This is a genomic window from Arthrobacter sp. NA-172 (assembly GCF_043952055.1).
Taxonomy (GTDB): Bacteria; Actinomycetota; Actinomycetes; order Actinomycetales; family Micrococcaceae; genus Arthrobacter.
This window is the reverse complement of the sequence record NZ_JBINOT010000001.1, coordinates 1,272,406-1,299,394: the sequence shown is the minus strand read 5'-3', so window position 1 is coordinate 1,299,394 and position 26,989 is coordinate 1,272,406. Positions and strand designations below refer to the sequence as shown.

General features: G+C 62.3%; 27 protein-coding genes, 1 tRNA gene and 2 pseudogenes. 15 read left to right on the top strand and 15 right to left on the bottom strand.

The window, feature by feature from the left end; genetic code table 11:
* The first annotated feature begins 35 nt into the window (after window positions 1-35).
* Window positions 36-4,212 (top strand): annotated as a pseudogene (locus ACF0H6_RS06480) (AAA family ATPase).
* A 41-nt stretch (window positions 4,213-4,253) separates the two neighbouring features.
* On the top strand, window positions 4,254-4,382 hold the full coding sequence (locus ACF0H6_RS06475) for a hypothetical protein (RefSeq protein WP_395248919.1): 129 nt from the start codon (window positions 4,254-4,256) through the stop codon (window positions 4,380-4,382).
* Here ACF0H6_RS06475 and ACF0H6_RS06470 read toward each other — a convergent pair.
* The 3 genes from ACF0H6_RS06470 to ACF0H6_RS06460 all read right to left on the bottom strand — a co-directional run bounded on the left by ACF0H6_RS06470 (window position 4,375) and on the right by ACF0H6_RS06460 (window position 6,238).
* Complete coding sequence (locus tag ACF0H6_RS06470; protein ID WP_395248918.1) at window positions 4,375-5,076, bottom strand: SAF domain-containing protein; 702 nt, start codon at window positions 5,074-5,076, stop codon at window positions 4,375-4,377. The two genes, ACF0H6_RS06475 and ACF0H6_RS06470, sit on opposite strands and share 8 nt — an antisense overlap.
* Before the next feature lie 135 nt (window positions 5,077-5,211).
* Window positions 5,212-5,475, bottom strand: a complete 264-nt coding sequence (locus ACF0H6_RS06465) for an FmdB family zinc ribbon protein (RefSeq protein ID WP_395248917.1) — start codon at window positions 5,473-5,475, stop codon at window positions 5,212-5,214.
* A gap of 157 nt (window positions 5,476-5,632) precedes the next feature.
* Window positions 5,633-6,238, bottom strand: coding sequence for a 5-formyltetrahydrofolate cyclo-ligase (locus tag ACF0H6_RS06460; RefSeq protein WP_395248916.1), 606 nt, complete (start codon window positions 6,236-6,238; stop codon window positions 5,633-5,635).
* A 117-nt stretch (window positions 6,239-6,355) separates the two neighbouring features.
* Between ACF0H6_RS06460 and galU the strand changes: the two genes are divergently transcribed.
* The 9 genes and pseudogenes from galU (at window position 6,356) to ACF0H6_RS06415 (ending at window position 12,704) form a co-directional block, all read left to right on the top strand.
* A complete protein-coding gene (gene galU, locus ACF0H6_RS06455; protein ID WP_395248915.1) occupies window positions 6,356-7,261 on the top strand; it encodes a UTP--glucose-1-phosphate uridylyltransferase GalU in 906 nt (301 codons plus the stop codon).
* A 21-nt stretch (window positions 7,262-7,282) separates the two neighbouring features.
* Entirely contained in the window at window positions 7,283-7,888 is a 606-nt protein-coding gene (locus ACF0H6_RS06450) for a GNAT family N-acetyltransferase (protein WP_395248914.1), read from the top strand.
* A 307-nt stretch (window positions 7,889-8,195) separates the two neighbouring features.
* Window positions 8,196-8,921, top strand: a complete 726-nt coding sequence (locus tag ACF0H6_RS06445) for a hypothetical protein (RefSeq protein ID WP_395248913.1) — start codon at window positions 8,196-8,198, stop codon at window positions 8,919-8,921.
* 6 nt (window positions 8,922-8,927) lie between these two features.
* Complete coding sequence (locus tag ACF0H6_RS06440; RefSeq protein ID WP_395248912.1) at window positions 8,928-9,728, top strand: SDR family oxidoreductase; 801 nt, start codon at window positions 8,928-8,930, stop codon at window positions 9,726-9,728.
* A 31-nt stretch (window positions 9,729-9,759) separates the two neighbouring features.
* A tRNA-Ala gene (locus tag ACF0H6_RS06435) sits at window positions 9,760-9,832 on the top strand.
* Window positions 9,833-10,225: 393 nt separating this feature from the next.
* The gene (locus tag ACF0H6_RS06430; RefSeq protein WP_395248911.1) at window positions 10,226-10,348 is read left to right on the top strand and encodes a hypothetical protein; all 123 of its coding nucleotides are present in this window, start codon (window positions 10,226-10,228) and stop codon (window positions 10,346-10,348) included.
* A 73-nt stretch (window positions 10,349-10,421) separates the two neighbouring features.
* Window positions 10,422-11,484 (top strand): annotated as a pseudogene (locus tag ACF0H6_RS06425) (YhcG family protein).
* A gap of 285 nt (window positions 11,485-11,769) precedes the next feature.
* Entirely contained in the window at window positions 11,770-11,979 is a 210-nt protein-coding gene (locus ACF0H6_RS06420) for a hypothetical protein (RefSeq protein WP_395248910.1), read from the top strand.
* A 485-nt stretch (window positions 11,980-12,464) separates the two neighbouring features.
* A complete protein-coding gene (locus ACF0H6_RS06415) occupies window positions 12,465-12,704 on the top strand; it encodes an XRE family transcriptional regulator (RefSeq protein WP_395248909.1) in 240 nt (79 codons plus the stop codon).
* A 345-nt stretch (window positions 12,705-13,049) separates the two neighbouring features.
* Here ACF0H6_RS06415 and ACF0H6_RS06410 read toward each other — a convergent pair whose 3' ends face one another.
* The 8 genes from ACF0H6_RS06410 to ACF0H6_RS06375 form a co-directional block, all read right to left on the bottom strand.
* Window positions 13,050-13,196, bottom strand: a complete 147-nt coding sequence (locus ACF0H6_RS06410; protein WP_395248908.1) for a lmo0937 family membrane protein — start codon at window positions 13,194-13,196, stop codon at window positions 13,050-13,052.
* A gap of 186 nt (window positions 13,197-13,382) precedes the next feature.
* Window positions 13,383-13,760 carry a hypothetical protein gene (locus tag ACF0H6_RS06405; protein ID WP_395248907.1) on the bottom strand — a complete coding sequence of 126 codons (378 nt, stop codon included), beginning with the start codon at window positions 13,758-13,760 and terminating at the stop codon, window positions 13,383-13,385.
* A 63-nt stretch (window positions 13,761-13,823) separates the two neighbouring features.
* Window positions 13,824-14,285 (bottom strand): J domain-containing protein, encoded by a 462-nt coding sequence (locus ACF0H6_RS06400; RefSeq protein ID WP_395248906.1) that lies wholly within the window; start codon window positions 14,283-14,285, stop codon window positions 13,824-13,826.
* A gap of 244 nt (window positions 14,286-14,529) precedes the next feature.
* On the bottom strand, window positions 14,530-14,955 hold the full coding sequence (locus ACF0H6_RS06395) for an Hsp20/alpha crystallin family protein (RefSeq protein ID WP_395248905.1): 426 nt from the start codon (window positions 14,953-14,955) through the stop codon (window positions 14,530-14,532).
* Window positions 14,956-15,117: 162 nt separating this feature from the next.
* Window positions 15,118-15,642 (bottom strand): GAF domain-containing protein, encoded by a 525-nt coding sequence (locus ACF0H6_RS06390; RefSeq protein WP_395248904.1) that lies wholly within the window; start codon window positions 15,640-15,642, stop codon window positions 15,118-15,120.
* A complete protein-coding gene (locus tag ACF0H6_RS06385) occupies window positions 15,614-16,507 on the bottom strand; it encodes a serine/threonine-protein kinase (RefSeq protein WP_395248903.1) in 894 nt (297 codons plus the stop codon). Before ACF0H6_RS06385 ends, ACF0H6_RS06390 begins: the two co-directional genes overlap by 29 nt.
* Window positions 16,508-16,723: 216 nt before the next feature.
* Entirely contained in the window at window positions 16,724-16,894 is a 171-nt protein-coding gene (locus tag ACF0H6_RS06380) for a CsbD family protein (protein WP_395248902.1), read from the bottom strand.
* A 152-nt stretch (window positions 16,895-17,046) separates the two neighbouring features.
* Entirely contained in the window at window positions 17,047-17,607 is a 561-nt protein-coding gene (locus ACF0H6_RS06375; RefSeq protein WP_395248901.1) for a hypothetical protein, read from the bottom strand.
* Between the two features lie 320 nt (window positions 17,608-17,927).
* On the opposite strand from ACF0H6_RS06375, the gene ACF0H6_RS06370 reads away from it, so the two are divergent.
* The 3 genes from ACF0H6_RS06370 to ACF0H6_RS06360 all read left to right on the top strand — a co-directional run bounded on the left by ACF0H6_RS06370 (window position 17,928) and on the right by ACF0H6_RS06360 (window position 21,933).
* Window positions 17,928-18,557 (top strand): peptidoglycan-binding protein, encoded by a 630-nt coding sequence (locus ACF0H6_RS06370; RefSeq protein ID WP_395248900.1) that lies wholly within the window; start codon window positions 17,928-17,930, stop codon window positions 18,555-18,557.
* 6 nt (window positions 18,558-18,563) lie between these two features.
* A complete protein-coding gene (locus ACF0H6_RS06365; protein ID WP_395248899.1) occupies window positions 18,564-20,324 on the top strand; it encodes a hypothetical protein in 1,761 nt (586 codons plus the stop codon).
* 709 nt (window positions 20,325-21,033) lie between these two features.
* Complete coding sequence (locus ACF0H6_RS06360) at window positions 21,034-21,933, top strand: diacylglycerol/lipid kinase family protein (RefSeq protein ID WP_395248898.1); 900 nt, start codon at window positions 21,034-21,036, stop codon at window positions 21,931-21,933.
* Between the two features lie 42 nt (window positions 21,934-21,975).
* On the opposite strand, the gene glgX is transcribed toward ACF0H6_RS06360, so the two are convergent.
* The gene (gene glgX, locus ACF0H6_RS06355) at window positions 21,976-24,027 is read right to left on the bottom strand and encodes a glycogen debranching protein GlgX (RefSeq protein WP_395248897.1); all 2,052 of its coding nucleotides are present in this window, start codon (window positions 24,025-24,027) and stop codon (window positions 21,976-21,978) included.
* 77 nt (window positions 24,028-24,104) lie between these two features.
* Here glgX and ACF0H6_RS06350 point away from each other — a divergent pair, with 77 nt between their 5' ends.
* Window positions 24,105-24,374 carry a hypothetical protein gene (locus tag ACF0H6_RS06350; protein WP_395248896.1) on the top strand — a complete coding sequence of 90 codons (270 nt, stop codon included), beginning with the start codon at window positions 24,105-24,107 and terminating at the stop codon, window positions 24,372-24,374.
* Between the two features lie 29 nt (window positions 24,375-24,403).
* Here ACF0H6_RS06350 and ACF0H6_RS06345 read toward each other — a convergent pair whose 3' ends face one another.
* The 3 genes from ACF0H6_RS06345 to ACF0H6_RS06335 form a co-directional block, all read right to left on the bottom strand.
* A complete protein-coding gene (locus ACF0H6_RS06345; RefSeq protein ID WP_395248895.1) occupies window positions 24,404-25,399 on the bottom strand; it encodes a sugar kinase in 996 nt (331 codons plus the stop codon).
* Entirely contained in the window at window positions 25,396-26,064 is a 669-nt protein-coding gene (locus ACF0H6_RS06340; protein WP_395248894.1) for a bifunctional 4-hydroxy-2-oxoglutarate aldolase/2-dehydro-3-deoxy-phosphogluconate aldolase, read from the bottom strand. Before ACF0H6_RS06340 ends, ACF0H6_RS06345 begins: the two co-directional genes overlap by 4 nt.
* Before the next feature lie 108 nt (window positions 26,065-26,172).
* Window positions 26,173-26,898: a FadR/GntR family transcriptional regulator gene (locus ACF0H6_RS06335; RefSeq protein WP_395248893.1), complete on the bottom strand. Its 726-nt coding sequence runs from the start codon at window positions 26,896-26,898 to the stop codon at window positions 26,173-26,175.
* Window positions 26,899-26,989: the final 91 nt, after the last annotated feature.

Here is a 26,989-nt window from a genome sequence, read left to right as displayed (position 1 = left end):
CGGACAGCAGGCCGATTCCCGCTACCCTCGAAAGTATGCCGATTTGGTCCAAGTCGTCTCGAGCTAGAACAGAAAAGAAGGCAGCGGTGTCAGTAGGTCAAACCCCCGAAGAGAGCTCAGCAGAGCTTCGGAAATGGCTGTCGGGGCTCAAACCTGTGACTGGCGCGGACACCATGCTGCGCTTCGTCAAGACGCCGGAAGGGTCCATTGACCTGAGCAGCGGCCACCCGTCAGGCCTTGCTCAGCTCCTTGCCGGACGTCGAACGCGCCTTTCCACCTTGATCAGGGACCGCCAGCAGTATCTTGTTGCCGCGCGTGCTGCCAGGAACCTTCGCTCGAAGATCTTCGAACTGGGTAACGAGCGGGGGATCGACGCCGGTTACCTGTCTTGCGGAACAGTCGTGTGGACCTCGGCAGTCGGAGGAAAGCCCCAGAGAGTCTCCGCTCCCGTCATGCTGGCAGCCATCTCGCTCACGGCCCGGCCCGGCGAAGATGACTATGAGCTGCAGCTCACGGAGCAAGCCGGCATCAACCCCGCGTTGGTCAGGCACTTGAAGACTGTCCATGGAATTGTTTTCGACGTCAATGCCGTGAGCCGCATGGCATACAACACCGCCAGGCTGGATCCACAGCCCGTGCTTGAACGTCTTGCCACCCTGATCCAGCCGATCCATGGTGCCGAGGTAACGCACAATCTCCTCGTAACAACCTTGGCGGATCTGTCCGGTAACCTGGACGACCCTTGGATCAACGAAAACAGCAGCGTTGTTGCATCCCTGTTTGATGTCGCCAATGGCGGGGACGTCGAACCCGAGCCCATCAAGTCCGGGCGGTTCGCGAACCTTGACGAACGCGACCCTGCCGAGGAGTCGCTGCTCCTGGATGCGGATACGGACCAGCAATACGTCGTCGATGCCGCCCGGGCAGGCGATTCGCTGGTGGTCAGCACTCCGCCAGGCAGCGGCCAGACCCAAACCGCCATCAACGTTATCGGCGCGCTTGTCAACGAGGGCAAGTCGGTTCTGGTGGTTGGCGACAGGAGAGCGAGCCTCAACGGCCTCGCCGGCAATTTCGAAGCATTGGGCCTCGAGTCGATGCTGTTCAGGCCGGGCAACGGCGCCACGCCGCAGCAGCTCAAGGGCCAGTTGGTCAGCGCGATCATCCGCAACGAGAAGTCCTTGGAGCCGCAGCTTGCGAACCTCCACAAGACTTTGACCGAGCACCGTCATGCGCTGATGGATCACGTCGCGTCCTTGCACAACGTTCGCCAGAGGTGGGGGTGCTCGCCGTATCAGGCAATGCAGTCGCTCGCGGAGCTGACCTCCATCCAGCCTGCCCCTGCCACGACTGTGCGCTTGAAACGCAGCGTGCTGGACAACATCAAAGATCGCGCGGAGCTGGCCGAAAGACTGCGCCGGGCCGCCGAACTCGGCAGCTTCAGCCGTGCGTCGACCTCTAGCCCTTGGTACGGGGCGCGTTTGGTCACCCGCAAGGAAACCGAGGAAGCCCAGCAACTGGCCAGGACAGCCGAGGAACAACTTCCGCAGCTGCGGGAACTCATGAACCAGGTCTGCGGAGCACTCCGAAATCCGGCTCGGGGCGAACTTTGCCGAATGGGGTGCGCAACTTGAGCTGTTGATGGCGGTGCGGGAAAGCCTGGACAAGTTCACCCCGGACATTTTTGACCGCCCTGTCCACGATTTGATTTCCGCTACTGCTACGTCCGCCTGGCGCCGTGAGCGGGGCGTTGAGATGCCGTCCATGCAGCGCTCGCGCCTGCGTCGCGTGGCCAAAGAATATGTCCGGCCCGGCGTCCATATTTTGGATCTGCACAGTTCCTTGGCACTTGTCCAGGAGCAGCGGGCGCTTTGGGCCGGGTACGCCACCACCCAGCGTCACCCCGCAGTACCTTCCGGACTCGCAGACTTGGGCGCGAGCTACCGCGAACTGGACCGCGTTCTCCGCCGTCTGGGCGACTGCCTGAAACACACGGCCGACGGCGGTGACCTCCACGCGGCCCGTTATGAAGGACTGATGGAGCGTCTTGAGCGTCTTGTGGCCGACACAGGAACCCTGGAGACGCTGCCGGAGCGAACCCTTCTGGTCGAGAACATGCGCGAGCACGGACTCGGTGAGCTTCTTGCGGATTTGGCTGAGCGTGAAGTCCCCGCCGAGGCCGTTGGCGCAGAACTGGATCTTGCGTGGTGGCAGTCCGCCCTTGAAGCGATGATCAGCGGTGACGACTACCTTGCGATGTCCGACGGTGATTCGCTCCGGCGGCTCGAAGCAGAGTACCGACTTGCGGACCACGCACACATTGCCAGCGGCGCCGCGCGGCTGCGGTGGAGGCTCGCTGAAATGTGGCGGGCTGGAATCACGGAGCATCCCCGCCAGGCCGAGCTCCTGCGAAACCTGATCAAGGATGGTCGCGTCACCCTCTCGGCCCTCAGCGCCCAGGGCTCCGGACTTGGTTTCCCGGCTGGTGCCGGTGTGGTCCATCAGCCCGTACCTGTTGACCGGGCTCTTGCCTGCGGAGCATAAATTCGATGCCGTCGTAATTCTTGACGCCGAGGCCACATCTTTGCAGGCTGTGCTGCCGGCTATCGCCCGGGCCAAACAAGTAATTGCCTTTGGTGACGCGAAGATCGCCAATGCCCGTACGTTCAGCGTGGCCGTGGAGCCTCCAATGGCGGGCGTCGCGAGCCACGACACAGTAGACAGCGCGTTCACTGCGTTGGCTCGGGTCTTGCCGACGTGGCAGCTGAACTGGGTGTACCGGGCAGTTGATGAAGATCTCGTGCTGCAGCTCAGCAAGAATTACTACGATGGCGGCCTGCGCCGGCTGCCTGACGGCCAATCCGTCACGGGGCTGGACCGCTCGGTAGTGGTCGAGTACATCCCGGATGGGACCGGTCTGCCGGGTTCGGACCACGAGGGCGTTGAATCGGTCGCCGCCGAAGTGAACCGCGTGGTTGACCTGCTTTTTGAACACGCCAAGCTTCGGCCCCGGACTTCGCTGGCCGTGGTCACGGCAAGCCTGCGACACGCGGCAAGGATCGGCGAAGCCATTAGGCTCCAACTGCCCAACTATCCGCTGATGTCCGGTTTTTTCAACGCCGGTGCCGAGTCCTTCCGCGTGGTGGATTTGGAACGCGCCCAGGGGCTGGTCCGGGACCACATCATCTTCTCGCTGGGTTTCGGGCGCACTCCGCATGGCCGGGCGCTGCACAGTTTCGGACCGCTGTCGGTCGAAGGTGGCCGCAACAAGTTTGCGTTGGCGATGACCCGTTCGCGGAGATCGCTGCACGTGCTGAGCTGCTTCCGTCCGGAGGACCTGGACCTCGACAGGCTGGCCCACGGGGCCGTTGATTTCCACGAACTCCTTGACCGCGAACTTTCGGGTAATTCGGACCTGGGACGCCGGCCACGAGGGCCGCGGCCAGCGAACAAGCTCTCGGCGAGGATCCGTTGGTGGCGGATTTGGGCGAGCGACTCCGTGCCCGCGGGGCCCGGGTGTGGCACCACTATGACGGAGCCTTGGACATCGCCGCCGCAGCTGACCCGGTGCACACCATTGGACGTGATGACACCGAAATGCCTACCCCGGTGGCCATCGAATCGGACGGCACAGAGCGATACCGCCGCATGAGCGTCAGGGAACGCAGCAGGCTGCGGCCCCAACTCTTGGAACGCCTCGGTTGGCGTTACATGTCCTTGTGGACCATCGAAGTGTTCACGGATCCATCGTCCTGCGCGGACCGCATTGGCTCCTATTTGGGGCTGGAGAAGCCGGTAGCGCCTTCGTATGGCGCCGTCCAGCATGGATTCCTGGACATGGATGTTGAACAATTGGAACTGGACAGTCAGCAGCCCGCTCCGGCAGAGCTCGACGGCACCCAAGGCCCCGGCACCCAAGGCCCTGGCACGGGACCAGCTGTTCCCTAAGGAAGCACCATGGCGGAAAACAAGAACACTTCGGCTACGCAGCCTGCGGACATCAGCCCAAACTCGACCTCGGCGGATGCGGAGCCTGCTGCCGGTGAGGACAAACCGGAGAAAACTGAAGTGGAGTCCGCAGCGGAGCGGAAGCCGGCGGGAGATGGCATCTTGCCCAAAAAGGCGTCCGAGGATGATCCACGCCGTTGGGGTGATGAGTCCGGTTACGATCACGACGCCTGGCTCAAGGAGCAAAGGCCTCCGCATTGGGGCTGAAGGTCCCACGATGATCCTGGCGATCCTGCAGGAGTTTCGAATTGTCGATTGCCGGCAGGACTGACCAAGACGAAGAACAATTTTCCGCGGGTGGAAGCTCCGGCGAGGAATTCGGCCTGTTGCGGATTCGCCGCAACCACCACGAGGCCGTCAGACTCGCCATTACCTAGCCACTGGCTGGCCTTGCCTCCCTGCGCGGACGTCCACAAGACGGGGACGGCTGCAGCCAGCGACTTCGGATTTCCTGCCGGTTGCTTCAAGCCCGTCTGCCGCCGTCAGTACAACATTGACCAATTGACCCGGCGAAACAAGCTGAATTGACGAGGGATCGGCCATTCGCAGCGGAACGGCCGCTGTGCCTGGCGCAGCGCCGGTGAGCAGGCCGGGACCCAAGAGCTGGGCGTCGGTGGGGATCTGTCCCTTCCGCAACGGTGAGGCAAGCTGTTTCCCCTGGTATCCAGTGCTGGAGGTGAGTGCTCCCGCGGGAGCCCCGTCGGGAAGCACTTCGAAAGGTTTGAGATCGGCATCAGCCAAACTGGACCCGGCCGGAAGATCCCGGGCAGCGGCGAGCACCGTCACCCGCTTTTCCGACGCCGGCGTCAGTTGATGGACCGCGATCCCGGCGGCCACGCACAGCAGGAGTGCAACCACAAGGCGGCGATGACGGTTCAGCCAACTGCCTAAGCGGTGGTGGCTGGAACGCGTTGGAGGCGCACCGATGCTCCAGGCCGGCCCGAAACGACCGAGGGGAGCCAAACCATTACGGCGGCGGGGCTTGGTGACCGGCGGGAGGTTTCTGGTGCCTGGAATCGACGGGGGCCTCGCTGGATGGACGCCTTGGGGTACACGCGGGGTCGCTGGCATGTTGCCACGCTAACCGTGCGTGAAGTCGCGGGGACAGACCTTTATTGCGCTATGTGGAAAACCGCACGCAAGTGAAACTGAACCCAGGTGGAAAGCCGAACTCGAATGAACAGCGAACTCAGCCGGAAGCCGCAATCAGTTGGCGGCTGCCGCCGGAACCGACGCTGGAGCCGGGGCCGCCGCCGGTGCGGCGGGCGCAGGAGAAACTGTGCTTCCCTTGGAGTCCCGTGAGTCTGTGCGGTAGAAGCCCGATCCCTTGAAAACAACCCCGACGCTGTTGAACTTCTTGCGCAACGATCCTTGGCATTCGGGGCAGTCGGACAGGGAGCTGTCTGTGAAAGCCTGAACAATGTCAAAGGCATGGCCGCAGTCTTTGCAGGCGTAGGCATATGTGGGCACGGGTGATCCTCCTCCGGGACGAACTGCAGGTCCTGCGCCGCCAAGATGGATTAGTCCGTCCTTAGCAGTCCCAGGGCCTGAGTGCCAATTCTATCATCCGGCGCAGGACCCATTACCAGAGAATGTGGTGGACGGAACAATCCGCCCAAAGCCCGGTTTATTCGGCCGCCGTGAGTCGAACGATGCGGGAGGGGGTAAGCGCCTCCGCAACGGGCCTATCGAATGGTTCGGCCGGGATAGTACTCGCGGGCAAGACTTCATGGTCGTAGACGACGGCGACTGTCGGCGGACGTTGCCCCCCGGCGTCGAGCCCGTCAAGGAGCCGGTCGTAGTACCCGCCGCCCTGGCCGATGCGGGTGCCACCGCCGTCCACCGCAGTAGCAGGAAGAAATATTCCTGCCGCGGCTTGGACGGCGTCGCCGCCGTGTCGTTCGCCGACAGGCTCATCAATCGGCGCATATTTTGAGCGAACAAAAGCTGTCTCCGGAGTCCAATACACCCAGCTCAGGCGCCGTTCCGGTTCGCAGACAGGAAGCAAAATCTTGTGCCCTGCCTCGTGGAGTGCCGCAAGCAAAGGCATGGTTGGCGGTTCGGCCGCTACACCGACGTACGCGGCAAAAGTTGCCGGCTTCCCTTGCGAAATCGCATTTGCCCAGGTGAGGCCGCGCCGGGCTATCCGGGCTCCGGCGTCGCTGCGCTCTTGCTCCGTCAAGGCGAGCCGGCGGTTGCGGTTCTCGCGACGGATGTCGTCTTTCAAAGTCATTTTCACTCCAGTTCTTGCTGCTGTCCGGTTGCGACGATGCGGAGGACCAGCAGGCTGTCTTCCATCGAGCAGCGTTCCTTTTGCCCAATGTCCAGTTCCTTCCGTTAGATTAGTCCGGTGACTTCCAATAACTGCACCGTCCGCAAGGCCGTGATCCCCGTTGCCGGGCTCGGCACCAGGTTCCTGCCCGCCACCAAGGCGATGCCCAAGGAGATGCTTCCGGTAGTCGACAAGCCGGCCATCCAGTACGTCGTCGAGGAAGCGGTAGGCGTTGGACTCAACGACATCCTCATGATCACGGGCCGTAACAAGCGCGCACTGGAGGACCACTTCGACCGGGTGCCGGCCCTGGAGGCGACCTTGGAGGCCAAGGGGGATACCACCAAGCTGGACTCGGTGCAGGCTACTAGCAATCTCGGTGACATCCACTACGTTCGTCAAGGCGACCCCAAGGGCCTGGGGCACGCAGTGTTGCGTGCCAAGCAGCACGTTGGGTACGAACCGTTCGCGGTTCTTCTCGGTGACGACCTCATCGACGCTCGGGACACCCTCCTCAGCGACATGATCGAGGTCCAGCACAAGACCGGTGGATCAGTTGTGGCCCTCATCGAAGTCGAGCCCTCCCAGATCAGCGCTTATGGCTGCGCGGACATCGAGGACATCGGCGAAGATGGCTACGTACGCATCAAGCAACTTGTGGAAAAGCCCGCTGTCGAGGAAGCTCCGTCCAACTTGGCCCTCATTGGCCGCTACGTACTTCACCCTTCGGTTTTCGATGTTCTGGAGAAAACCGAACCTGGCCGCGGAGGAGAGATCCAACTGACGGATGCCCTCCAGGTACTCGCCGCTGGAGAAGGCGAAGGTAGCGGTGTCTACGGAGTCGTTTTCCGCGGACGTCGGTACGACACCGGAGACAAGCTCAGCTATCTCAAGGCTTGCGTTCAGCTTGCGTGCGACAGTGAAGACCTTGGGCCCGGTCTGCGTGAGTGGCTGCCGGGCTTTGCCGCCGGCCTCAACAAGTAGCTCATTGTGTGGGGGCCGGCCATGTGGCCCGTAACGCTTGAATGCGGCGACCTCATCTTGCGCCCCATTCATTACCGGGACAAGAAGGAATGGACTGAAGTCCGCTCGCGGAACAGTGATTGGCTCGCGCCCTGGGAAGCCTCCAATCCGGCTCCGGGTGGGCGTCTGCCAAACTATCGGCAGATGGTCGCTTCCCTCAATTCCCAGGCACGGCAAGCGAGTGCCCTTCCGTTCGTGATTACCGAGCGGATCCCAGGATTCAGGGAGCCAAGAATCGTCGGGCAGTTGACCGTCTCCTCCATCATGTGGGGTTCGGCGATGATGGCCACGCTTGGCTATTGGGTGGACCAAGGGCGTGCCGGTCGCGGGATTGTTCCTACCGCGGTTGCCATGGCGACTGATCATTGCTTCACAGCGCTTGGCTTGCACCGTATGGAGATCAACATCAGGCCTGAAAACGGGCCCAGCCTACGCGTCGTTGAGAAGCTTGGATTCCGTGACGAAGGTCGCCGTGAGCGTTTCCTTCACATCAACGGAGAATGGGCCGACCATCGGAGCTTCGCGTTGACCTCGGAGGAAGTTCCCGGCGGTCTGCTGGCTGCCTGGCTCAGACGGGGAACCAGCTAGCCCATTCGGCGAATGACGGGCTTAAACCCAGTGATTTGCCGACAGTCCGGCGACACACCGACGGCAATGCGGTGGCCCCTACGTATTTGCTTCTACGGTTTTGATTGTGGACTTCCCTCTCAGCAGCTCAGTGATACTGGTGATTGCTGTCGCGCTGTGGATCGTTTGGGTTGCGCCATACATACTGCGGAATCGCCGCCAGCACGTCCAGTTAGCCGGGGACGTGCCAGCAGATCAAATTGACGAAGACGCTCAGGAACTGCAAGCCGGGGTGGTTCTGTCAATCACCCCTCGGCAGGAGAAAGCAATGGAGACCATGCAGAGCACCGCAACCGCATTGCCCAAGCAATCGGCCGACGCCGGCGAACGGCGTGATGCTGCAACGGAGCCGGTGGTCTTCAAAGTCAGATACGGGCGCTGTGCGCTTGCTCTTGCGGGCGTTGCGCTGCTGCTCACGGCGGCTGTTTCAGGCGTGCTGCGCCTTCTGGGCCTTGTTTCGGGCTGGCTGCCGCTGGTCTCCATCGTCGGTGTGGTGGGGACCGTGTTCCTGCTTCGCCGGCTGGCAATCAGGGATCGCAGGGCGAAGATGAACAGGGCCTTCCGCAATGCAATGGGTCCCACAGTTGAGAGTTCCCGCGTAAGTCCTCCAGTATCGGACCGCCCGGCCACTGAGATTTTCGACGCGGAAGCCCACGCCCGCGAGGCGACGCGCCTGACCGCCGTCGAACTTCGTCAGGCTGCCCTCAACGTTGCCGTCGCCGCTGGCGATAACACGGTCCGGTTCACGGCGGAATCCAAGGATTCTGAATGGCAGCCCGTGGACGTTCCCAAACCAACATACGTTGACGCCGCCAAGGCACCTCGACCGGCACCCGAACCCCTCGACTTGCCTGAGGCTCCCAAGCCCCTCGGCAAGCCGACCTTGAAGCCGGCTAGCGCGCCAGCCGCGGGAGTGGCGGTCCAGGAGCAGCACGGCAAGCCTCAGAGCGCCCTCAGCAACCTCGACGACGTTTTGCAGCGCCGCCGGGCATAGTCTCCTGTGACCACAGTCTGCGTAGCAGGCGGCACCGGACAGGTGGGCCGCGAAGTCGTCCGCCTGGCGCTCGACGCCGGACTTGACGTGGCGGTGCTAAGCCGCCGCCCGCCGTCGGGCACCTCACCTGCACACCACGACGGCGCCCGCTACTTCCAGGCTGATGTCACCACAGGCGCTGGGCTCGCGGAAGCTCTTCAGGGAGTCGACGTCGTGATCGATTGCTTGGAAGGGCAATTCGGGAAGGCGCGGAAAAAATTCTCCGACGGCGGCGCCCGACTGCTTGCCGTGGCCGCTGATGCCGGAGTCCGCAAGGCCGTTCTCCTCTCGATCATCAATTGCGACAGGAGCAAGGCGGCGTTTTACGTCTCCAAAGCAGACAAAGAGCGGGTCTACGCAACTTCTGCGCTTGAGACGGTTGTTGTGCGGGCCACGCAGTTCCACAGCCTCGCGGCGTCGGTCTTCCAAGCCGGAGCGAAAGTGCGCCTGATTCCGGTCTTCAAGGGCGCGCGCTTTCAAACGATTTCGCCGTCGGATGTGGCGTCCGAGTTGCTTGTAGAGGCCCTAAGTGAGGCTTCTGTTGAGCATCACCGGACACGAACCGTCGGCGGACCGGACATCCGGACTATGCGCGAACTCGCTGAGATCTGGCGGAAGGCTACTGGGCAGCGCGGACTGATGGTTGAGCTTCCGTTGCCCGGGGAGACGGGCAAGTATCTTCGCAGCGGGCTGAACCTGGTCCCGGACGAACGGACGGGGACGGACACGTTCGAGTCGTGGTTGGCCAAGCGGGGAGAAAGTTTGTAGCCTAGGGGAGTTGGCAACCCTCGGTTGACCAGGGGCTATAGCTCAGTTGGTAGAGCGCTTCGTTCGCATCGAAGAGGTCAGGAGTTCGAATCTCCTTAGCTCCACAGTGAAGGCCCTTTGACCTGCGGAAACGTTGGGGCGGAGGGCCTTTTTCGTCGCGAGTTTTGAACCCACCCCACGAAAGCCCCACGTTTTGGGACGAAGACGCGCGCCGGGCCGGACCACACCGCGACACTAGAACAACATCAATGAGTGCGTGAAAAGGCACCAGGCGGAAGGCATCGCCGCAGGTCGGAGCCCTACGCGATCGAAAACTAGGACCCGTGAGTCAAGGCAGGTGGGATGGGTCTTTTCGCGGCGAGATCTGAACCCACCCCACGTTTACCCCACGTATTGGATGAAAACGCTGCCAGCGCGGAGGATCTGGCCGTGTGTTGCGGCCCCTGCCGAATGGTCCGGGGCGCTCCCGAAGGCGACGGAGAGCGAATCTATGGAGCGTGGAGGATGCCAGGCGCAAGGGACGGAAGCTGGTCGAAATGATGACGGAGATCGACTCGGTCGGCCAGAGGCTCGCACTTCTTAACCGTGCCGCTGCCGTCGATCTCTCCGTAGTGCTCTAATGCTGTCAGCTCACGCGGCCGGGCAAATGAGTGCTAGGCCGCCGGCGCCTCGTGGGTCGGTAGGATCGAAGTCATGACGGACACCCGCGATCTTGCCCTCCCTACCGGCTACCCAGAGCTCCTCGTCGAGCTCAAGAACCGGGTCCGGGAAGCGCGCACCAAGGCGCTGCGAACAGTCAACACCCAGCTTGTCGAGTTGTACTGGTCCATCGGGCGGGCGATCGTGAGAGCGCCAGGAAATCGAAAGCTGGGGGAGCGGGGTCATTGGACGACTGGCAGCGGACCTACGGGTGGAGTTCCCGGAGATGAAGGGACTGTCGCACCGCAATCTTTTCTACATGCGCGGATTCGCAGCCGCATGGCCGGATCCAATTGTGCAACAGCCTGTTGCACAATTGCCGTGGGGCCACGTCACCGTCTTGTTGGACAAAGCGGAAACCTCGGCGCAACGGGCCTGGTACGCGTCGGCGGCCGTCGAATACGGCTGGTCCAGGAACGTACTCCTGAACATGATGATGAGCAAATCCATGGAACGCACCGGGGCAGCTCCGTCGAACTTTGTGCAACAGCTTGTTGCACCAGATTCGGAGCTCGCCCAACAAGTCGCCAAAGACCCCTACAACTTCGAGTTCCTTGGCCTGTCCGGTGAAGTCGCCGAACGGGACCTCGAGAACGCCCTAACGAACAGAATCACCGAAACCCTGCGGGAGCTCGGGCCGGGCTTTTCCTTCGTCGGGCGGCAAGTACATTTTGACGTCGATGGCGACGACTACTACGTCGATTTGCTGTTCTTCCACATAGAACAGCTTCGGTACGTCGTCATCGAACTTAAAGCAGGTAAGTTTCAGCCGGAATGGGCCGGCAAGTTGAACTTCTACGTAGCCCTCGTCGACGACACGCTCCGCCGGGACCATCACAATGAAACAATCGGGATCCTGATTTGCGGTACGAAGAATGACCGCAGCGTCCGTTACAGCCTGGGCCGCTCCACCTCCCCCATGGCAGTCGCCGCCTGCACCTACGACAAACTCCCCGTTGCAGAAAGAGACGCTCTCCCGGCCGAAGACCACCTTGTCGCCGCACTCGAATGGGCCGAACCCAATGAGCACACGGACTTTGATTCGGAGGATGTCTAGGCAAACAGTTTCTGTTCGGGCGCCTGAAGGACGAGGTCTCGTGAAGCCGTCGGCTACAAAAACGCCATATGCGCTGTTATCGGCGATTGACCAACTCCTGCCCCGTTGAAGCGGCCTTGCCGAGCGTCGTAGGATTCTGGCGGTTCTAACGGTGGCTGAAGCGGCTGTCCCACATGTTCAGCAATGTGGAAGAGCTGGCCGTACCGCAAAGACGCAGTTTTCTTGGCACAGATATCTGGTTGCGTCATTACGTTGGGACCAAGGGCTCAACGTCTGGATGCTGACGTGGTTCACGTCGTCGTCCAGGTTTCACTTAGAAGTAGCCCTTTCTTTTACGGCTTCAGCAGCAAGCAGCACCCCCGCGAGGACACTCAGGTAGCCGACCGCGAACTGCTTCGGCTGAGTATCAAGCTCCTCCGCCAGGAGGGGAAGTGCCCGGCTATCCAGTTCGCCGCAACGCGCCGCGCGCGCACAGGAATCGAGTTCGGCTCCTGAGATTGCAAGGGATTCCGCAAGATGCACCCGTGTTTCCTGATCTGCTGCCAGATACCGTCCGCGCAATTGAATGGGAGCCCTGGCAGCTACTTCAAGTCCCGAAGTTTAACTGGCGATAATGGACCTTCCGTCAAGCTGCATTGTGTTGCTGCATCCGAATTTCAGGATCGCCGGCACGAGTGCTTTGGGAATCCGGCTAGGTGGCCGTTAGTCCGGCTCGACCGTGTCCTCGTGGGGGCGGTGCTGAAATCAGCGAAGACCGGGTCGGAAGCGCCCCGATTTCTGTCCAAGGTCCACCCCACGGAAACGATGAAAAACGTTGACATGCCATGCCTCTGAACTGACACCTGCCAAAGGGATTCCCGCGGTCGTGTTCTTGTCGACCGCTTTGGGTGGCGCTATTGCTGGGGCGGCGCCGGAACTCACCGGTGCTGATGTCGAGCATGATGACAATTCCCTGAAGGGATGAGTGGCCCCACTATGACTTGCTGAATTTGGCCACGATACGCAAAACGGCGGAGCTGACCCAGAACGATCTGGCGCAGAAGCTCGGGATAGATCAGAGCGTGGTCTCGAAGACGGAGCGACTGGAGGACATGCTTCTATCGACTCTCATGGATTATCTTTCCGCCGCTGGCGTGGTAGACGCAAAGATGGTCGTTCATGTGAATGGTCGTGAAATAGAACTGGACCTCCGCAGCCTTCACCGTCAGGCCCGGGACTAAAACTTTCCTGTTTTCAACAATGCAGCGACCCGAACTTTGCTTCCTGCTGTTCGGTGGGCATGTCGGGAAGGTCAATCAGCCCGACCCGGGTGCGTTTCATTGCCACGTAACTGGCCGGAGCCTGGCCCAGGTCCAGCAGTAGGAGGGGAATCCGTACGCCCACAGGGCTTCCGATTCCGGGGCCCAGCGCGGCCGGGGGAGCGGAGCTGACCCGCGACTGGAGCCAGTTCCTTCCCCAGGAACGCTGCAAAGCATTCTTGGGGAAGGAAGCGGCTCCAACCCAGCTGGAATCCGCCCCCTGCCAGGGCCCAAGCCCAGGCAGGGGGCGGCGCGGCGGTTAGATTCCTAAACGCGTGACCTGCCGCGGACGAAGTGGAAAATCAAAACGACCACGGCGACAACCAAGAGCAGGTGAATGAGCCCGCCGCCGATGCCGCCGAGCAAGCCGAGAAGCCAGAGAACGGCGATGATGATGGCTATCCAAAGCAACATGTGAGTCTCCCTTTTTTGTTTGCGTGCCCCGGCCGGCAGCCTAGGGCATTCGTTAGTAAGTATACTTATAAATGACACGGACTGGCCGAAGTACACCATGACATCGAGGACGGACTCTTTCTGTACAGGCGGCAAGACCCCCTGCTGGCACTGCCCGCGACCGGTGAATTGAGCAACCGATTTACCCTATAGCTGGGTGCCGTAGATGAATTCTTTCGCGTGGTTGACGGCTTTCCTGAAGGAGTCGTTGCGGAGGGTGATTTGTTCTTCGGTATTCGTTTTTCCTGCCTCCGTGTATGCGGTGTGTCCGGGTCGCAGTACCCAGATGTCTCCGGCGGGCGGGAGGTAGAAGACGCCGAAGGAACGGCGCCGGGGGTCTTCGGCCCAGATGGGCACCACTGCTACCGCAGCACCGGTGTCCGGGTTGATCCACTGGGCCCGGGGCAACGGTTCTTCGTGAATTTCCGGGTCCAGGAACGGTGCTGTGCCGTTGCCCCACCGTTCTTCGAACCGCTCGTAAAATGCGGGCATCAGCTGCTCGTCGTACGGGTGCCAGGGGCTCATGGCTGTTTCCTTTCCAGTCGGGGTGGTGGCCGGTGCGGCCGGGAGGCGCACTACGTGTCGGATTCATCGGTGTATCCACCAGAGAATCCGGTATCCCTCTGGTGCGGGTGGGGATTCAGTCTGTGCTGGCCGAATCAGGGTCCAGCAGGATGGGTCCGGCGGGCCGCCGGGACGTTGGCTGTGAGCGGGAGCGGCGCGGCTTTCCCATCGCACCGGGCCGATAATCAGGGCGGCGCCGGACGAGGCGTGGAGGCGGTGGTGTGGTGCCGGCTCCGGCAAGGGAGGGCTGTGCCGCTGCCGGTCATGGGCTGCCCGCTTGGCGGGGTCGCGCAGGAGCGCGTAGGCGTCCATGATGTCGGGCAGTTCCTGTGCCCTGGACTGCCGTTCTGCGGGCGTGGCTTCGGGCGGGGTGGCGTCGGGGTGGTGGGTGCGCATCAGCGCTCGGTAGGCGCGTGCTAGGTCACCGGCCGTCGCTGCGGGATCCAAATGGAGAATCTCGTAAGGGTCCGGGCTGTGTTCTGTCATGGTGCGGGCTTCCGCTGTTTTTGTCCTGTCCGTGCCCGGCAGCACGGCAGGGCAGGGGCGCCAAAGATGTTGGGATGGTCCCCGGCCCGTTTGGGCCGGGGACCATCGCTGCGGGAGGCATCGTCGGGGGCCGCTTTCTTCGGTGCGCAACTGGCGCGGTGGCGTGGCTACTCTGTGCATCGCCCTTTTACTCTTCCGGCGGCCGGTCCAATGCTCCCGGTCTTGCGGACCCTGGCGCTGGGCATCAGGCGTTGATTGCCTGGCGCTGGTTCTTCTCCGATGCGATCTCGATCCGGCGCGGCTTGGCCTTTTCGGCCACCGGTATCCGCAGTGTCAGCACTCCGGCGTCGTAGCTGGCCTTGACCGCGTCGGTATCCAAGGCATCGCCGAGGATGATCTGGCGGCTGAAAACGCCGCGGGGCCGTTCGGCGGCGATCAGCTCAGTATTTTCCCCCGCCGGGTCTTTGCGTTCGGCCTTCACGGTCAGGACGTTGCGTTCGATGTCGATGTCCACCGATTCGACGGCGACTCCGGGCAGGTCGAACGCGACGACGAATTCTTCCCCTTCCTGCCAGGCGTCCATGGGCATGGCCGCCGGCCGGGCAGTGGTGCCGAGAACCTGTTGGGCGAGCCTGTCGAGCTCGCGGAACGGGTCGGTGCGCATCAGCATGGTCTCCTCCTTGCAGATCATTTTTCGGTTCGGTCCAGCCCACTTATCTGTTGTGGCTGGTATAGATTTTTTATAGCACTGGGTGTGAAAGTGAAGCAAGGGGGTTTTTGAAATTTTTGATGCCCGCCGGGCCGGATTCGTGGCCAGGAGCGGATCCCGGGATCAAGGGGCCGGAACGGTTTGTGCCGTTTTCCGGTTTTCGAGGCGGAGTTCCAGGTCGTTCATGACCAGTCCCGCTAAGTCCTGGAGGGTGGTCGTGTCAGCCGGGGACATGGTCCGCGGGGCGACGTCGAGTATGCACAGGGTTCCGAGGTTGTGGCCTTGGCGGGTCCTGAGCGGGGCCCCTGCATAAAATTTGAGACCAAAATCCCCGGCGACGAGGGGATTGGAGAGTGTCCGGGGGTCAGCGGACGCGTTCTCTACGACCCAGACATCGCCGTGGAGGATGGCTGAGGCGCACAGACCCGGGTCCCGGTCGATCTGCTCGACGGTGGTCCCGTGGTGGGACTTGAACCAGATCCGGTCGTGGTCGACGATACTCACGATTGCTACGGGGACATTGAAGAGTCTGGCTGCCAAGGCAGTGATTTTGTCGTAGGTGCCATCAGGAGGGGTGTCCAGAACTTGGTACTCATGAACGGCGGCCATGCGTGCTGGTTCATCGCCGGGAATGATGGAGGGGTCCACTTTGTGTCTGCCCCGCCCTGCTGTGGCCTGGTCGTACAGCGCCAGCGACACTTCCCGTGCGGTCGGCCGGTTCTGCGGGTCCGCTGCGGTCATGGCGGCCAGAAGGGTCTTCCATTCCTGATCTATTTCCGCAGGGATGATAGGGTCCTGGAATCAGCCTGGCAACGGCGCTTTGCAGCGGATCCCCGGGGAAGGCTACTTTTCCGGTGAGACTCTCCAGGAGCACCAAGCCAAGAGAGTAGACGTCGCTGGCCGGAGTGACGGGTTCGGCGCGGGCCTGTTCCGGACTGAGATAGGCCGCTGTCCCCAGCAGGCCGCCGTCGACATCTTCCGGGGCTTCCGCGATGAGCGCGATGCCGAAATCGGTCAGTTTCGCGCGCATCCTCGTGGCGTCCTGATGGTAGTCAAAGATCATGATGTTGCTTGGTTTGACGTCCCGGTGGATCACGCCATTGCGGTGGATGTAGGCCAGAGCGTCGGCGAGGTCATGCCCAATCTGTGCTGTGTGGCGCGGGCCAAGGGGTCCCCGGGCCAGGTGCTGTTTCAGGTCCGGTCCCTCAATCAGCTCCATCACCAGGTAGACCCGGGGCTCACCGGGCTCGTTGCGGTCCACCCCGGCATCGAGCAGGGTGACCAGTCCGTGATGCTGCATGCGGGCAAGGATTTTCACTTCATCGTCATTCTCGCCGGCCGTGCCCCCGCGATGGGCTGGCCGCGTGAGGATTTTGACAGCTACATCCCGGCTGAGGAGCCGATCTGTTGCCCGGTATACGGTCGCCATTGCCCCGGAGCCGATGCGCTCGTGCACCTGGTATCTGCCGGCAAGGAAAGGAACTGTGTTGCCGCGGTCGGCTTGGATGTTCATTAATACCCTTACTTTCCCGGACCTGGGAGGCGGAGTCCGGGGCCGGACCTTGCCGGCAATCCCGTTCCGACGGCGGTCCCGCTCTCGGGGAGCGGCCGTCGGGAAGTAACTGGCTGTATCGGTTACCTGAGTAGCCCGGGGATCACGCAGGGTATGGGGACGGAGGAGGGGCACACCGTTGTGCGCCCCTCCTCCGTCAGCAGATAATGCGGGTGTTTATTTGAACGCGTCCTTGACGTGTTCCCCGGCCTGCTTGAGGTCAGCCTTGCCCTGGTCGGCCTTGCCCTCGGCCTTCAGGCCGTCGTCGTCCGTTGCTTCCCCGGCGCCCTCTTTGGCTTTACCGGTCAGTTTCTCGCCCGTGTTCTTGATCTTGTCGCCCAAACCCATGGTGTCCTCCTCGATAGGCTTCCGCCGGAATTCCGGCGGCCGAACAATACTAAGCAAACTTAGCATGATGAGGCTGCCGTGCGCCTCCCAAGAAACGGTCCGGATGGCGCCCGGCCGCTTCCGGGGTGCCCGTCACTGGATGATCGACCCAGCTACAGGACCGGGATTTGCTGTTCGCCCGGTCGCCAGGCCGGTCCCGGCCCCGTTCGAAGGAACTCCCTCGCTGTGGCGAGCCTCCACTTCATCTGCTCGCCGGCCCCGTCACAATCCTGTCCCGGACCGGCGTGCATGTGTGCCAGCCATCCTTCGATCAGGGTTGCCTCCAGCCGGTATTCCCCTAGCTCCCGGCATAGTTGGCAAGCGAGCCACGTGACCGAGGGTTGGGGAGGTCCCAGTGCCCCCTCATTCGCCGCGGTAGCGCCCATTCGCCGGGCCTCGAGATCTGATTCGGCGGCCGCAACACACTCCAATGCCAGGTCCAAGGCCGCGCGGAATTCACCCCGCGCTCTGAGCGCCTCGGCCTGCCGGATCTGCTTCGTGTAATGGAGACCCCGGACCAACAGTTCCTCGGGCTCGGTCCCGGACTCCGTCGCTGAAGACTTTTCGTTCCCGGCATGTGCCGCCCGACGCCCGGGTCTACGGGGCCGGAAGCCGCCCCGCGACGTCGTATTCGCCTGGAGCGGGCCCTGGGTCAGTGCCGATTCCTGTTTCAAACTCGTGATCCACCTCTTAATTCCGACGACTCCGGTGATCGAAACCGCCAATGATAAGCAAGCTTAGTTCTTTTGGCATGCCCACGCGATAGGTCGGTGGCTCTTGGGCCCGGGGAGTCGAAAGCCTCGGCAGGTCTGGTGGCAAAAATTCGACAGTACCCTTAGTATTTGTGCGGGGTGACCCTTGGGGTGGGGCGTTCCCGCCGCACGGTCGTTCCATTGACTGCCCGATGTAGCCGGGTTGCTGATGCAGCTCGGGCTGCTTGTTTAGTACTCGAAAGCGCGCTTGGAAGGTTTCTTGCGCCGGAAACGGAGTTGTCATGAACGAAGAGCAGGAACTTGGCCTGTCCGCGGATGAGCTCGCTGCGGAGGCAATTACGGCTCTGCCGGACAAGGAGGTGGCTTCCATCCTTGACCTTAATGCGGACTTGAATCTGGGCATTCAGGCCGCGGCCCCGATCGACTTGGGCGTTGCTGCCAATGCCAACGTTGCGGCGCCGATTGACGCGTCGGCGTCTGCGAATGTTCTGTCGTTCGGCTCGACTGCCGCCGGTGTGGCCCATCAGAGCGCCCTGATCGATCAGGGGATCAATGCTGACGCGACAGCGAATTCCACCCAGGACAGCACCATCGGCCATGCGGCGGCGCCGGCCAGCACTCCGCAAGCCGCTCCGGCCCCTCAGGCGGTGGCAAGTCCGGCCGCTGTGAACGGGAACCTACTGAACGTGGACGTGAAGCTGGATGCGAATGCCGGCATTGACGCCCCGATCAACGGTGCTGTTGCGGCGAACGCGAACGTCGCCGCCCCGATCGATGCCGGTGTGGCGGCCAACATTGGATCAATTGACAGCAACGCGGTTGCTGCCGCACAGCAGGACGCGGTCATCAACCAGCATGTCACGGGTGCGGCGACCGCTACGTCGAACCAGCACTCCGACCTGCAGCACTAAGCGACGATGACGGTGTCTCCCGGCGGGCCGGCGAACCAAGGCAGTTTGGCGGCGCCACCGGGGCAGCCAACGGATCAGATTCCCCCGGCACGGGCGCAAGGCGTAGACCTGATCGGGGAGATGCAGGGTTCCGGCTACCGCGAGCCGCCTGCCCTTGTCCGCCGTGCGGATGGTCAGACGCTGCAGCTGACCCGGCTGCTTTATCTTGTCTTGTCCGCGGTTGACGGCCGCAAGAGTTTGGAAGAGATTGCCCAAGGAGTAAGCGACGGGTTCGGTCGAAAAGTCAGCGTCGGTAACATCGCTAGTCTGATCGATTCCCAGCTTCGGCCTCTGGGGTTGCTGGAGTTGGCGGATGGATCACAACCGGAGGTCAAGCGCTCAAACCCTTTGCTGAGCCTGCGTTTCCGCTTTTCCATCACGAACCCAAACACCACCAGGCGCCTGACAGCGCCATTTGCTCCTCTATTCCACCCTGTGGTGGTGGTGCCAGTCTTGGCCGCCTTCTTTTTCGTGTGCTGGTGGGTGCTGGTGGACAAAGGCCTTGCCTCCGCTGCGTACGACGCTTTCGAGAATCCTGTTCTGCTTCTGCTCGTGGTTGCGGTAACAATCTTGTCTGCGGGATTCCACGAATTCGGCCACGCCGCCGCTGCCCGTTACGGGGGAGCCGCTCCCGGTGTGATGGGTGCCGGTCTATACCTGTTCTGGCCGGCTTTTTACACGGACGTGACAGACTCCTACCGGCTCGGGCGTGCCGGACGGGTCCGTACTGATCTCGGTGGCCTGTATTTCAATGCGATAGTTACCGTGCTCATCATGGGTATCTGGTGGGCTACAGCGTATGACGCGCTTCTCTTGGTGCTCTTGACCCAGATTCTGCAGATGGTCCGTCAGTTGCTGCCCATCGTCCGGTTCGATGGCTACCACGTGCTGGCCGATGTCACGGGGGTTCCGGATCTTTTTCAACGGATCCGGCCAACGCTCTTGGGCCTGCTGCCTTGGCGCTGGGGGCGCCCCGAGTCGAAGATCCTCAAGCCGTGGGCCCGTGCTGTGGTCAGCCTTTGGGTCCTCATCGTAGTTCCCATGCTGCTTTCCAGCCTCGTGATGATGGTGCTCACACTTCCGCGGGTCCTGGCCACTGCATGGGCGAGCATCAGCCGCAGACAGATAGCACTCGTGGACAGCTGGAACCGCGGGGACTTGGCATCCGTCGCAGCGCAAGTGCTCATGATCCTGGCTGTTGCGCTGCCCATTCTTGGTATCTTCTTCATCTTGTTCCGTATGCTGCGGCAGGGCGCCATGGCGCTGTGGCGCAAGACCCGGAACCGGCCTGGGCGGCGCGGTGCCGCAGTGATCGCCGGGGTTTTGATCGCGGCGTTGCTGGTGGCGGCTTGGTGGCCGAGCGGCCGTACTTACCGGCCGATCCAACCATACGAGCACGGCACCGTCATTGATGCCTTGTCCTCGGTGGCGGCGAAGCCGGGCGGCTTGGTACAGGGCGGACAAGGAGAATTGGCCGCGATCTGGCCTTCCGGTAGCTCGCGGCCGACGGCGGACCACCCGCAGCTTGCCATGGTGCTGGTTCCGAAAGTGCAACAGGGAGCCGGACCGGCGCCGGCACCGTCTTGGGTTTTCCCATTCGACAAGCCGCTTCCCCCAGGCGACGGCGGAACCAGGCCCTGCCGTGAATACCCGCGACGGGTCGGTGGTTTACGACGTCGCATTCGCCCTCGTTTGGGTGGAAGACGGTTCGGCACTCAACACGAATGAGGCCTACGCTTTCGCGAGTTGCAAGGACTGCGGGGCGGTCGCCGTCGCGTTCCAGGTAGTGCTGATCGCAGGGCAAACCAATGTCATCGTCCCTCAGAACTTGTCGGCAGCCGCAAATTACAACTGTGTTCAGTGCCTGAGCTATGCTCTGGCCAGCCAGCTTGTCCTGACCCTCGACGGGCCCTTGAGCCCCGCAGGAATGGACCAACTGGCGAAGGTGTGGGACGAAATCCGGCAGTTCAGCGCCAACATCCGTGATGTACCCCTTTCGGATCTTCAGGCACGTTTGTCCGATTATAAGAACCGGATCCAAAAGATCATTCAGGAAGATCCCTCCGCAACTCACGGAACAGCCACTCCCGCCACGCAGTCGCCCACCGGCATGCCCTCGTCAGCCCCCACGATTCCCGCCGGTGCAACGCCGGGCCCAGTGCCAAGTTCGACTCCGGGCCAGCTTGCCCCGGCCGGCCCAGCGGCAACCCCCTCGGCACCCGGGCCAGCCCCAACCCCGGTATCGCCTGCAGCCCTGCACCAGTACAGACCGCGCCACTTGTTACACAACCACCGACGCCCGCCCCCAGCCCCACCCCATAATGCGATGCGGGATTCCCGCCGTCGGCCGGCGCGCGTAGCAATTGAACGCCCGGCTAGGCTGGCTGACCGCGGAACCGGCCTGACCGGGCATTACGAACGAATATCTGGAGACGCAATGACTTCTGCAAGAACCTTCGAATCGATCGTTATCATTTTCAATCCCAACAGCACCGGGGATGCCCCAAGGTTGGCGGAGCGGCTCTGCCGCCAGTTGGAAGATAGCCTCACCTACGACGTCGACATCACGCTCCAGCCGACTAGCCATGCTGGCCATGCGGTGGAGCTGGCACGCGATGCTGCCCGCGGCGCCGGGCACGTATTGGTGGTGTCTGTCAGCGGTGACGGCGGGTACAACGAGGTGGTGAACGGCGTGATGCAGGCCGGCAACCCCAGAGCCGTATGCGCAGTGCTCGGGGCCGGGAACGCCAACGATCACCGGCGGACAACCCGCACCAGGCCGCTGGACGAAGCGATCGCGGAGGGCAGGGTGCGAAGCATCGACTTGTTGCGCGTCCATACGGGCCGGGGACGGGACTCGACCGCAGAATACGCACATTCCTACGTCGGATTCGGGCTGACACCGGTTATGGCTATGGACCTGGAAAAGGGCAGCAAAGGTGCCCTGAAGGAAATAGCCTCCGTGATGCGGACGTTCTCAAGACACCAGCCCTTCGAAATACGCAATGCGGACGGCAAGCATCGAAAATTCGACAGCCTCGTACTCGCGAACATCACCGAGATGGCGAAGTACGCCACACTCAGCGAGGCCGACGACAATCTCGCCGATGGAAGATTTGAAGTGATCAGCTTTCCCCATATGGCAAAGTGGCGGGTGCTTTTGCTGGCCATCCGGGCCGCAACTCGAGGCTTGGGGGAACAGCCCAGCGTGAAAAGCTATTCCTTCACTACACTCGAGCCCCTGCCTTATCAGCTTGATGGTGAAGTGAAATTCGTGGACGCGGAGGTTCCGGTCAGGATTGAGTGCGCCCCGGCCGCCCTCCCAACCCTGGGATAAGCGAAGGCTGAGTCGCGGAGATCAGCCGGGGCCCTCATTGCTCTATGCGCGGGACCGCAGGACAGTAACGGAACGGTCGCGCACGATCAGTGTGCTCAACGGCTGTTCCACCTGCTGATCCTGGTCGGTTGAGACTGCCAGCTCCCACTCCTGCAGCGGCGCTGCCGGAATGTTGAATTCGACGCCGTTTTCCGCGGCATTGAGCAATATGGCGAATGCGTCGGCGCCGTCGTGCTCCAGTACGAACGTGATGGCGCGGTGGTCCGCGGTCCAATCCTCTTCGCTGAAGCTCGCGGCGTCGGCCCGGAGCACCCGGACGGAGTCGGCACTGCCGGCTTCCGGTGCGTGGCGGAACCAGCTCGGGCGCAGTGACGGGCTATCCCGCCGGAGCGCGATCAGCTCCGTGGTGAACTCCAGGAGTCCGGTGTCGACCTTGTTCCAGTCAAACCAGGAGATTTCATCGTCCTGGCAGTAGGCGTTGTTGTTTCCGCCCTGGCTTCGGCCCATTTCGTCGCCGCCTAGAATCATTGGCACGCCGGTGGACAGGAGCAGGGTCGCCAGGAAGTTGCGGCGTTGGCGGTCGCGGAGCTCGGTGACGGCGGGATCATCGGTGGGGCCTTCAATGCCGTGGTTGGCCGAGCGGTTGTCGCTCTCGCCGTCGTTATTGTCTTCACCGTTCGCTTCGTTGTGCTTTTCGGCGTAGGCGGTGAGGTCAGCCAGTGTGAAACCGTCGTGCGCGGTGATGAAGTTGACGCTTGATACCGGAGCGCGGCGGCTGCCCTCGTACACGTCTGGGCTGCCTAGGAAGCGCTGGGCGAAGTCGCCGAGCACGTTCTCGCCGCCATGCCAGAAATCGCGTGCGTCATCGCGGAACTTGCCGTTCCACTCGGACCAGTCAGCCGGGAATCCGCCCACCTGGTAACCGGCGGTGTCCCAGGGCTCTGCGATCATCTTGACCGGTGCCAGGACCGGGTCCTGCTGGATCAGGGTGAGGAAGGCGCTGTGCAGCTCGGCGCTGCCGTCCTGCCTGGTCAGGGTGGTGGCCAGATCGAAGCGGAAGCCATCCACGTGCATTTCCGTGACCCAGTACCGCAGCGAGTCCATGATCAGACCCAGCGCCGCCGGATGGCCCACGTTGAGGCTGTTGCCCGTTCCGGTCGTGTCGAAGTAGGCGGACTCCTCGCCCTCGACCAGGCGGTAGTAGGCGGCGTTGTCGATGCCCTTGAAAGACAAAGTGGGGCCCAAGTGGTTGCCCTCGGCGGTGTGGTTGTAAACAACATCGAGGATGACTTCGAGCCCGGCGGCGTGGAGGGCCTTCACCATGGCTTTGAACTCCGCGACCTGACCGCCGCCGTCGCCGGCCGAGCTGTACTCGCCGTGCGGGGCGAAAAAGCCGATGCTGTTGTAACCCCAATAGTTACGAAGGCGCTTTTCCTCAAGGTGGCTATCCTGAACGAACTGGTGCACCGGAAGGAGTTCGACGGCGGTCACGCCCAGGTCCGTGAGGTGTTTGATCGCTGCCGGGTGCGCCAACCCGGCATAGGTGCCGCGGATGTCCTTGGGAATGTCCGGGTGTTGCGCGGTGAACCCCTTGACGTGGACCTCGTAGATCACTGTCTCGGCCAGGGGGATCCGCGGCGCAACGTCGGCGGAGCCGGCGTCCCAGTCGAAGGACGGGTCCGCGACCACGCAGCGGGGGGTTGATGCGGCTGAGTCCGTGTCGTCGAATTCGGTCGGGTTGTTCAGATCGTGGGAGAAGACAGCCTGGCCCCAGTCGTAACCGCCCTCGATCGCGGTCGCGTGCGGATCCAACAGCAACTTGTTGGGGTTGTGCCGCAGCCCGGCGTCGGGGTTCCAGGCCTCGTCGACACGGATGCCGTAGCGGGTACCGACCTCGATTCCGGGGACCACGCCGTGGAATACATGTCCGGTCCGTTCCGGCAAAGCGGTACGGGTCTCGACTCCATCGCCGTCGAAAGTGCAGATTTCCACCGCGTCGGCTGTCTGGGAGTAGATGGCGACATTCGCGCCGCCGTCTCTCAGTGTGACGCCCAGAGGATATGGAAGGGAACGCGTGGCAGCAGCCGAAGTCATGCGATTCTCGTTTCTGTACGAAGTTGTCCACTCAGTATAGTAAGCATGCTTACGAACTGTGGGAATGCCACCGTCGGTTGTCCATTCGAGCAAAGATCTTCCACGCCACTTTCCACGAAGGCCAGCTCCCGGACGGCCGCCCCCAGTTCTTAACCGGGATCGCCTGGCTGCCCCACATCAAGAAGGACGTCAAGAGGGCTTCAATGCACTGGACGGGGATCGCAGCATTCGCCCCGGCTGACGGGCCAAAGATGACTCCGCTGAGGGCCCTGGACATGGTCGCCCCGCGGCTGGTCGAGGAGAAGGACCTCAGGAAGCGCGGGCGCGTCCGCCGCAGGATTGCATGATGAAGGACCCGCATCTGCAAGGCCTGTGTTTATCGGGAGACAGGTTCTGTGGAGTCCAGAAGGCCCAGCTCAGTACGTCGGGGCATGCCTTCCCAGTCTCCGGGCACCAGACAAGCGAAGGCCCCAGTCCGGACCGCGGTCAGGAGGCGTTGGGAAACGTCCCGGTCATTGAGTAGCTCGGCGATATATCCGGCGACAAAAGCGTCTCCCGCCCCTACTGTGTCCACGGCCCGGATCGGAACTGCACGCTGAGCGTGCGGTTCGCCGTCCACGACTGCGACGCAACCGTCGGCGCCAAGTTTTATGACCGCTTGTGATGCTCCCATTTCGTTTATTCGCCGAGCGAGTTCCCATGGGTCTTGTGCATCGCCTACTGCCATGGCCGCTTCCGCGTCCCCAGCAAACACAACGTCCGCCCTGGGTATTATTCGGCGGTATTGTTCGCCTGCTTCTTCCGGGGACCAGAGTGCCGCCCTGTAGTTCAAATCAAAGGAGACCAGAGTGCCGGCCGCCTGGGCACAGTCGAGGGCGTAGCTGACCGCGTCGGCTGCGCTTGCGGACAGCGCCGGGGTAATGCCTGTTATGTGCAGAAGTTTGGCTTGGGCGATCTGCTCAGCTGGGACGTCCTCGCGGCATAGCCGGGATCCGGCGCTGCCTCTGCGGTAGTACCAAACCTTTACAGCCTCAGCTGTTCTACGTTCCTTAATCATGAGCCCGGTGGGAGCTGTATGGTCACGGGAGGCGAATGTGGTGATTGCTTCCGCTGCGAGTTCACGCAGCACCATTTCTCCTAAGCTGTCGGCTCCGACCCTGCCTGCCCATGTCACGGAAGTGCCGAGCCTGCGCAGTGCTATCGCAAAGTTGCTCTCTGCGCCCCCCATACCCAGGCTTAGTGAAGCGACGTGGGCAAGGGGCCCGGGGGACTCGGCCTTCATTAGCGCCATGGTTTCGCCCATGGTCACGACGTCGGTGACGTTGTCAGGGGTGACAGCAGGGCTATCAGCCTCGGAATCGACGGTGATCACAGGTTTATGCCTTTACGGTCCTGGGTCGCCGCAGCCACCAATTCGGTCACGCGTCGGGCCCTTTCTGTGAGCCGGACAAGGTTGCCGCCGTCGAAGGCGTCACCCACCAGCGGGCCGCCAAGGCTGACGGCGAGGGCGCCGGCGGAAATCCACCGAGGTGCGTCCTCGACAGTGACTCCGCCGCTGGGTATGAGCTGCATTTCGGGGAACGGGCCGTGGAGTTGACCGATGTAGTCCGGCCCCACGGTGGAAGCGGGGAAGACTTTGACGGCTGCCGCGCCCGCGCTCCATCCCGCGTACAGTTCGGTCGGGGTCAGCCCGCCGGGGACAATGGGAATTCCACGCGCCACAGCGGTATGGACGATGTCAAGGTTCGTTGACGGCGTCACCAGGAACTGGGCTCCGACGTCGAGGGCGCGTTCGGCCTGTCCTGTGGTGGTGACGGTGCCGATGCCTATTTCCGCAGTGTCTCCGAGTGCTGCCTTAATCTCCGCCAGATGATCGAACACGCCCGCGGTTGTGAGCGTGAGCTCGATGAACCGGACGCCACCGGCGACCAGACTCTCGATCACGGGCAGATATTCGCTCGCGTGCGAAGTGCGCAGCACCGCTATCACCTGACCGGTGAGCGGAAGCGCCGACTGTCGGGAAGAAGATGCGACCATATTGCGTTATCCGTTCGTCCATGATGAGTCGGGCTCCGCGAAAAAATCCCGGAGGATTGGGGTGTTTATCCTGCCGCGACCAACCGGGGAGCGGGGGTAGAGCCCGAGTTAGGTTTGACTGGCTACCGGTTGTGCCAGGTTTTTCGCGATGTCCCTTTCGACGTCGCGAATGTGGGCCACGGCGGCATCTCGCGCCTCGCGCACACGCCCGGCGACAATGGCGTCAACAATTCGCCCGTGCCCTGCGTGGGAGTCTTCCCGACGCCCTGGCAGGGAAATCACCCGTAGCGAATATTTGATCAGCATCGGCTCCAGGCTGCCGTAGATGGTTGCCAGCAGCTCGTTCTTCGAAGCCTTCGCGATTGTTTGGTGGAGCTTTATATCCAGCTGCACGAATTCCTCGTCGGAAAGATCCGGATCCGAGCATGTTTCCATGATGCTCTGCAGCGCATCGGTAGTGGCGGGTGTGATTCTTTGCGCTGCCCATCCGGCCGCATCGCGTTCGATCATGCGCCGCACCTCAAACAGTTCGGGAACAGTGAAATCTTCGAACACGAGCATGTCTGCCAGGCCGTGGGAAGCGACGGTATTGCTGACCACGAAGACTCCGACGCCATGACTGCTACTCACCAGGCCGCTTGCCTCGATGCCCCGGATTGCTTCGCGCATCGAACTGCGGCTTACTCCGAATTCGTCCGCGAGGACGCGCTCGGCAGGAAGCTTCTCACCCACAGCGTAGGCGCCGTTGGTGATCAGTTGCGTGAGCTGGGCAGCCACGGAGTCGGATACTCTCAGCCGCGCCACACGCTCGATCCTGCTTGTAGATTCGGTCATGATCCCTCTTTCGCCAACCGAAAATGCTCGGTACATCCAATGGTACTGGTCCGGTGGCCTGAACACCGGCCCATTCAGCGCTAAGGACCGG

What these genes read in the sequence shown, in the direction of transcription:
- ACF0H6_RS06395 (WP_395248905.1), bottom strand. Translation starts at nt 14,955, where the DNA reads ATGCTGATGCGCACCGACCCGTTCCGCGAGCTCGACAGGCTCGCCCAA.
- ACF0H6_RS06450 (WP_395248914.1), top strand. Translation starts at nt 7,283, where the DNA reads ATGTGGCCCGTAACGCTTGAATGCGGCGACCTCATCTTGCGCCCCATT.
- ACF0H6_RS06380 (WP_395248902.1), bottom strand. Translation starts at nt 16,894, where the DNA reads ATGGGTTTGGGCGACAAGATCAAGAACACGGGCGAGAAACTGACCGGT.
- ACF0H6_RS06405 (WP_395248907.1), bottom strand. Translation starts at nt 13,760, where the DNA reads ATGAGCCCCTGGCACCCGTACGACGAGCAGCTGATGCCCGCATTTTAC.
- ACF0H6_RS06385 (WP_395248903.1), bottom strand. Translation starts at nt 16,507, where the DNA reads ATGAACATCCAAGCCGACCGCGGCAACACAGTTCCTTTCCTTGCCGGC.
- ACF0H6_RS06340 (WP_395248894.1), bottom strand. Translation starts at nt 26,064, where the DNA reads ATGGTCGCATCTTCTTCCCGACAGTCGGCGCTTCCGCTCACCGGTCAG.
- ACF0H6_RS06360 (WP_395248898.1), top strand. Translation starts at nt 21,034, where the DNA reads ATGACTTCTGCAAGAACCTTCGAATCGATCGTTATCATTTTCAATCCC.
- ACF0H6_RS06470 (WP_395248918.1), bottom strand. Translation starts at nt 5,076, where the DNA reads ATGCCAGCGACCCCGCGTGTACCCCAAGGCGTCCATCCAGCGAGGCCC.
- ACF0H6_RS06335 (WP_395248893.1), bottom strand. Translation starts at nt 26,898, where the DNA reads ATGACCGAATCTACAAGCAGGATCGAGCGTGTGGCGCGGCTGAGAGTA.
- ACF0H6_RS06370 (WP_395248900.1), top strand. Translation starts at nt 17,928, where the DNA reads ATGAACGAAGAGCAGGAACTTGGCCTGTCCGCGGATGAGCTCGCTGCG.
- ACF0H6_RS06445 (WP_395248913.1), top strand. Translation starts at nt 8,196, where the DNA reads ATGGAGACCATGCAGAGCACCGCAACCGCATTGCCCAAGCAATCGGCC.
- ACF0H6_RS06410 (WP_395248908.1), bottom strand. Translation starts at nt 13,196, where the DNA reads ATGTTGCTTTGGATAGCCATCATCATCGCCGTTCTCTGGCTTCTCGGC.
- ACF0H6_RS06365 (WP_395248899.1), top strand. Translation starts at nt 18,564, where the DNA reads ATGACGGTGTCTCCCGGCGGGCCGGCGAACCAAGGCAGTTTGGCGGCG.
- ACF0H6_RS06400 (WP_395248906.1), bottom strand. Translation starts at nt 14,285, where the DNA reads ATGACAGAACACAGCCCGGACCCTTACGAGATTCTCCATTTGGATCCC.
- glgX (WP_395248897.1), bottom strand. Translation starts at nt 24,027, where the DNA reads ATGACTTCGGCTGCTGCCACGCGTTCCCTTCCATATCCTCTGGGCGTC.
- ACF0H6_RS06460 (WP_395248916.1), bottom strand. Translation starts at nt 6,238, where the DNA reads ATGACTTTGAAAGACGACATCCGTCGCGAGAACCGCAACCGCCGGCTC.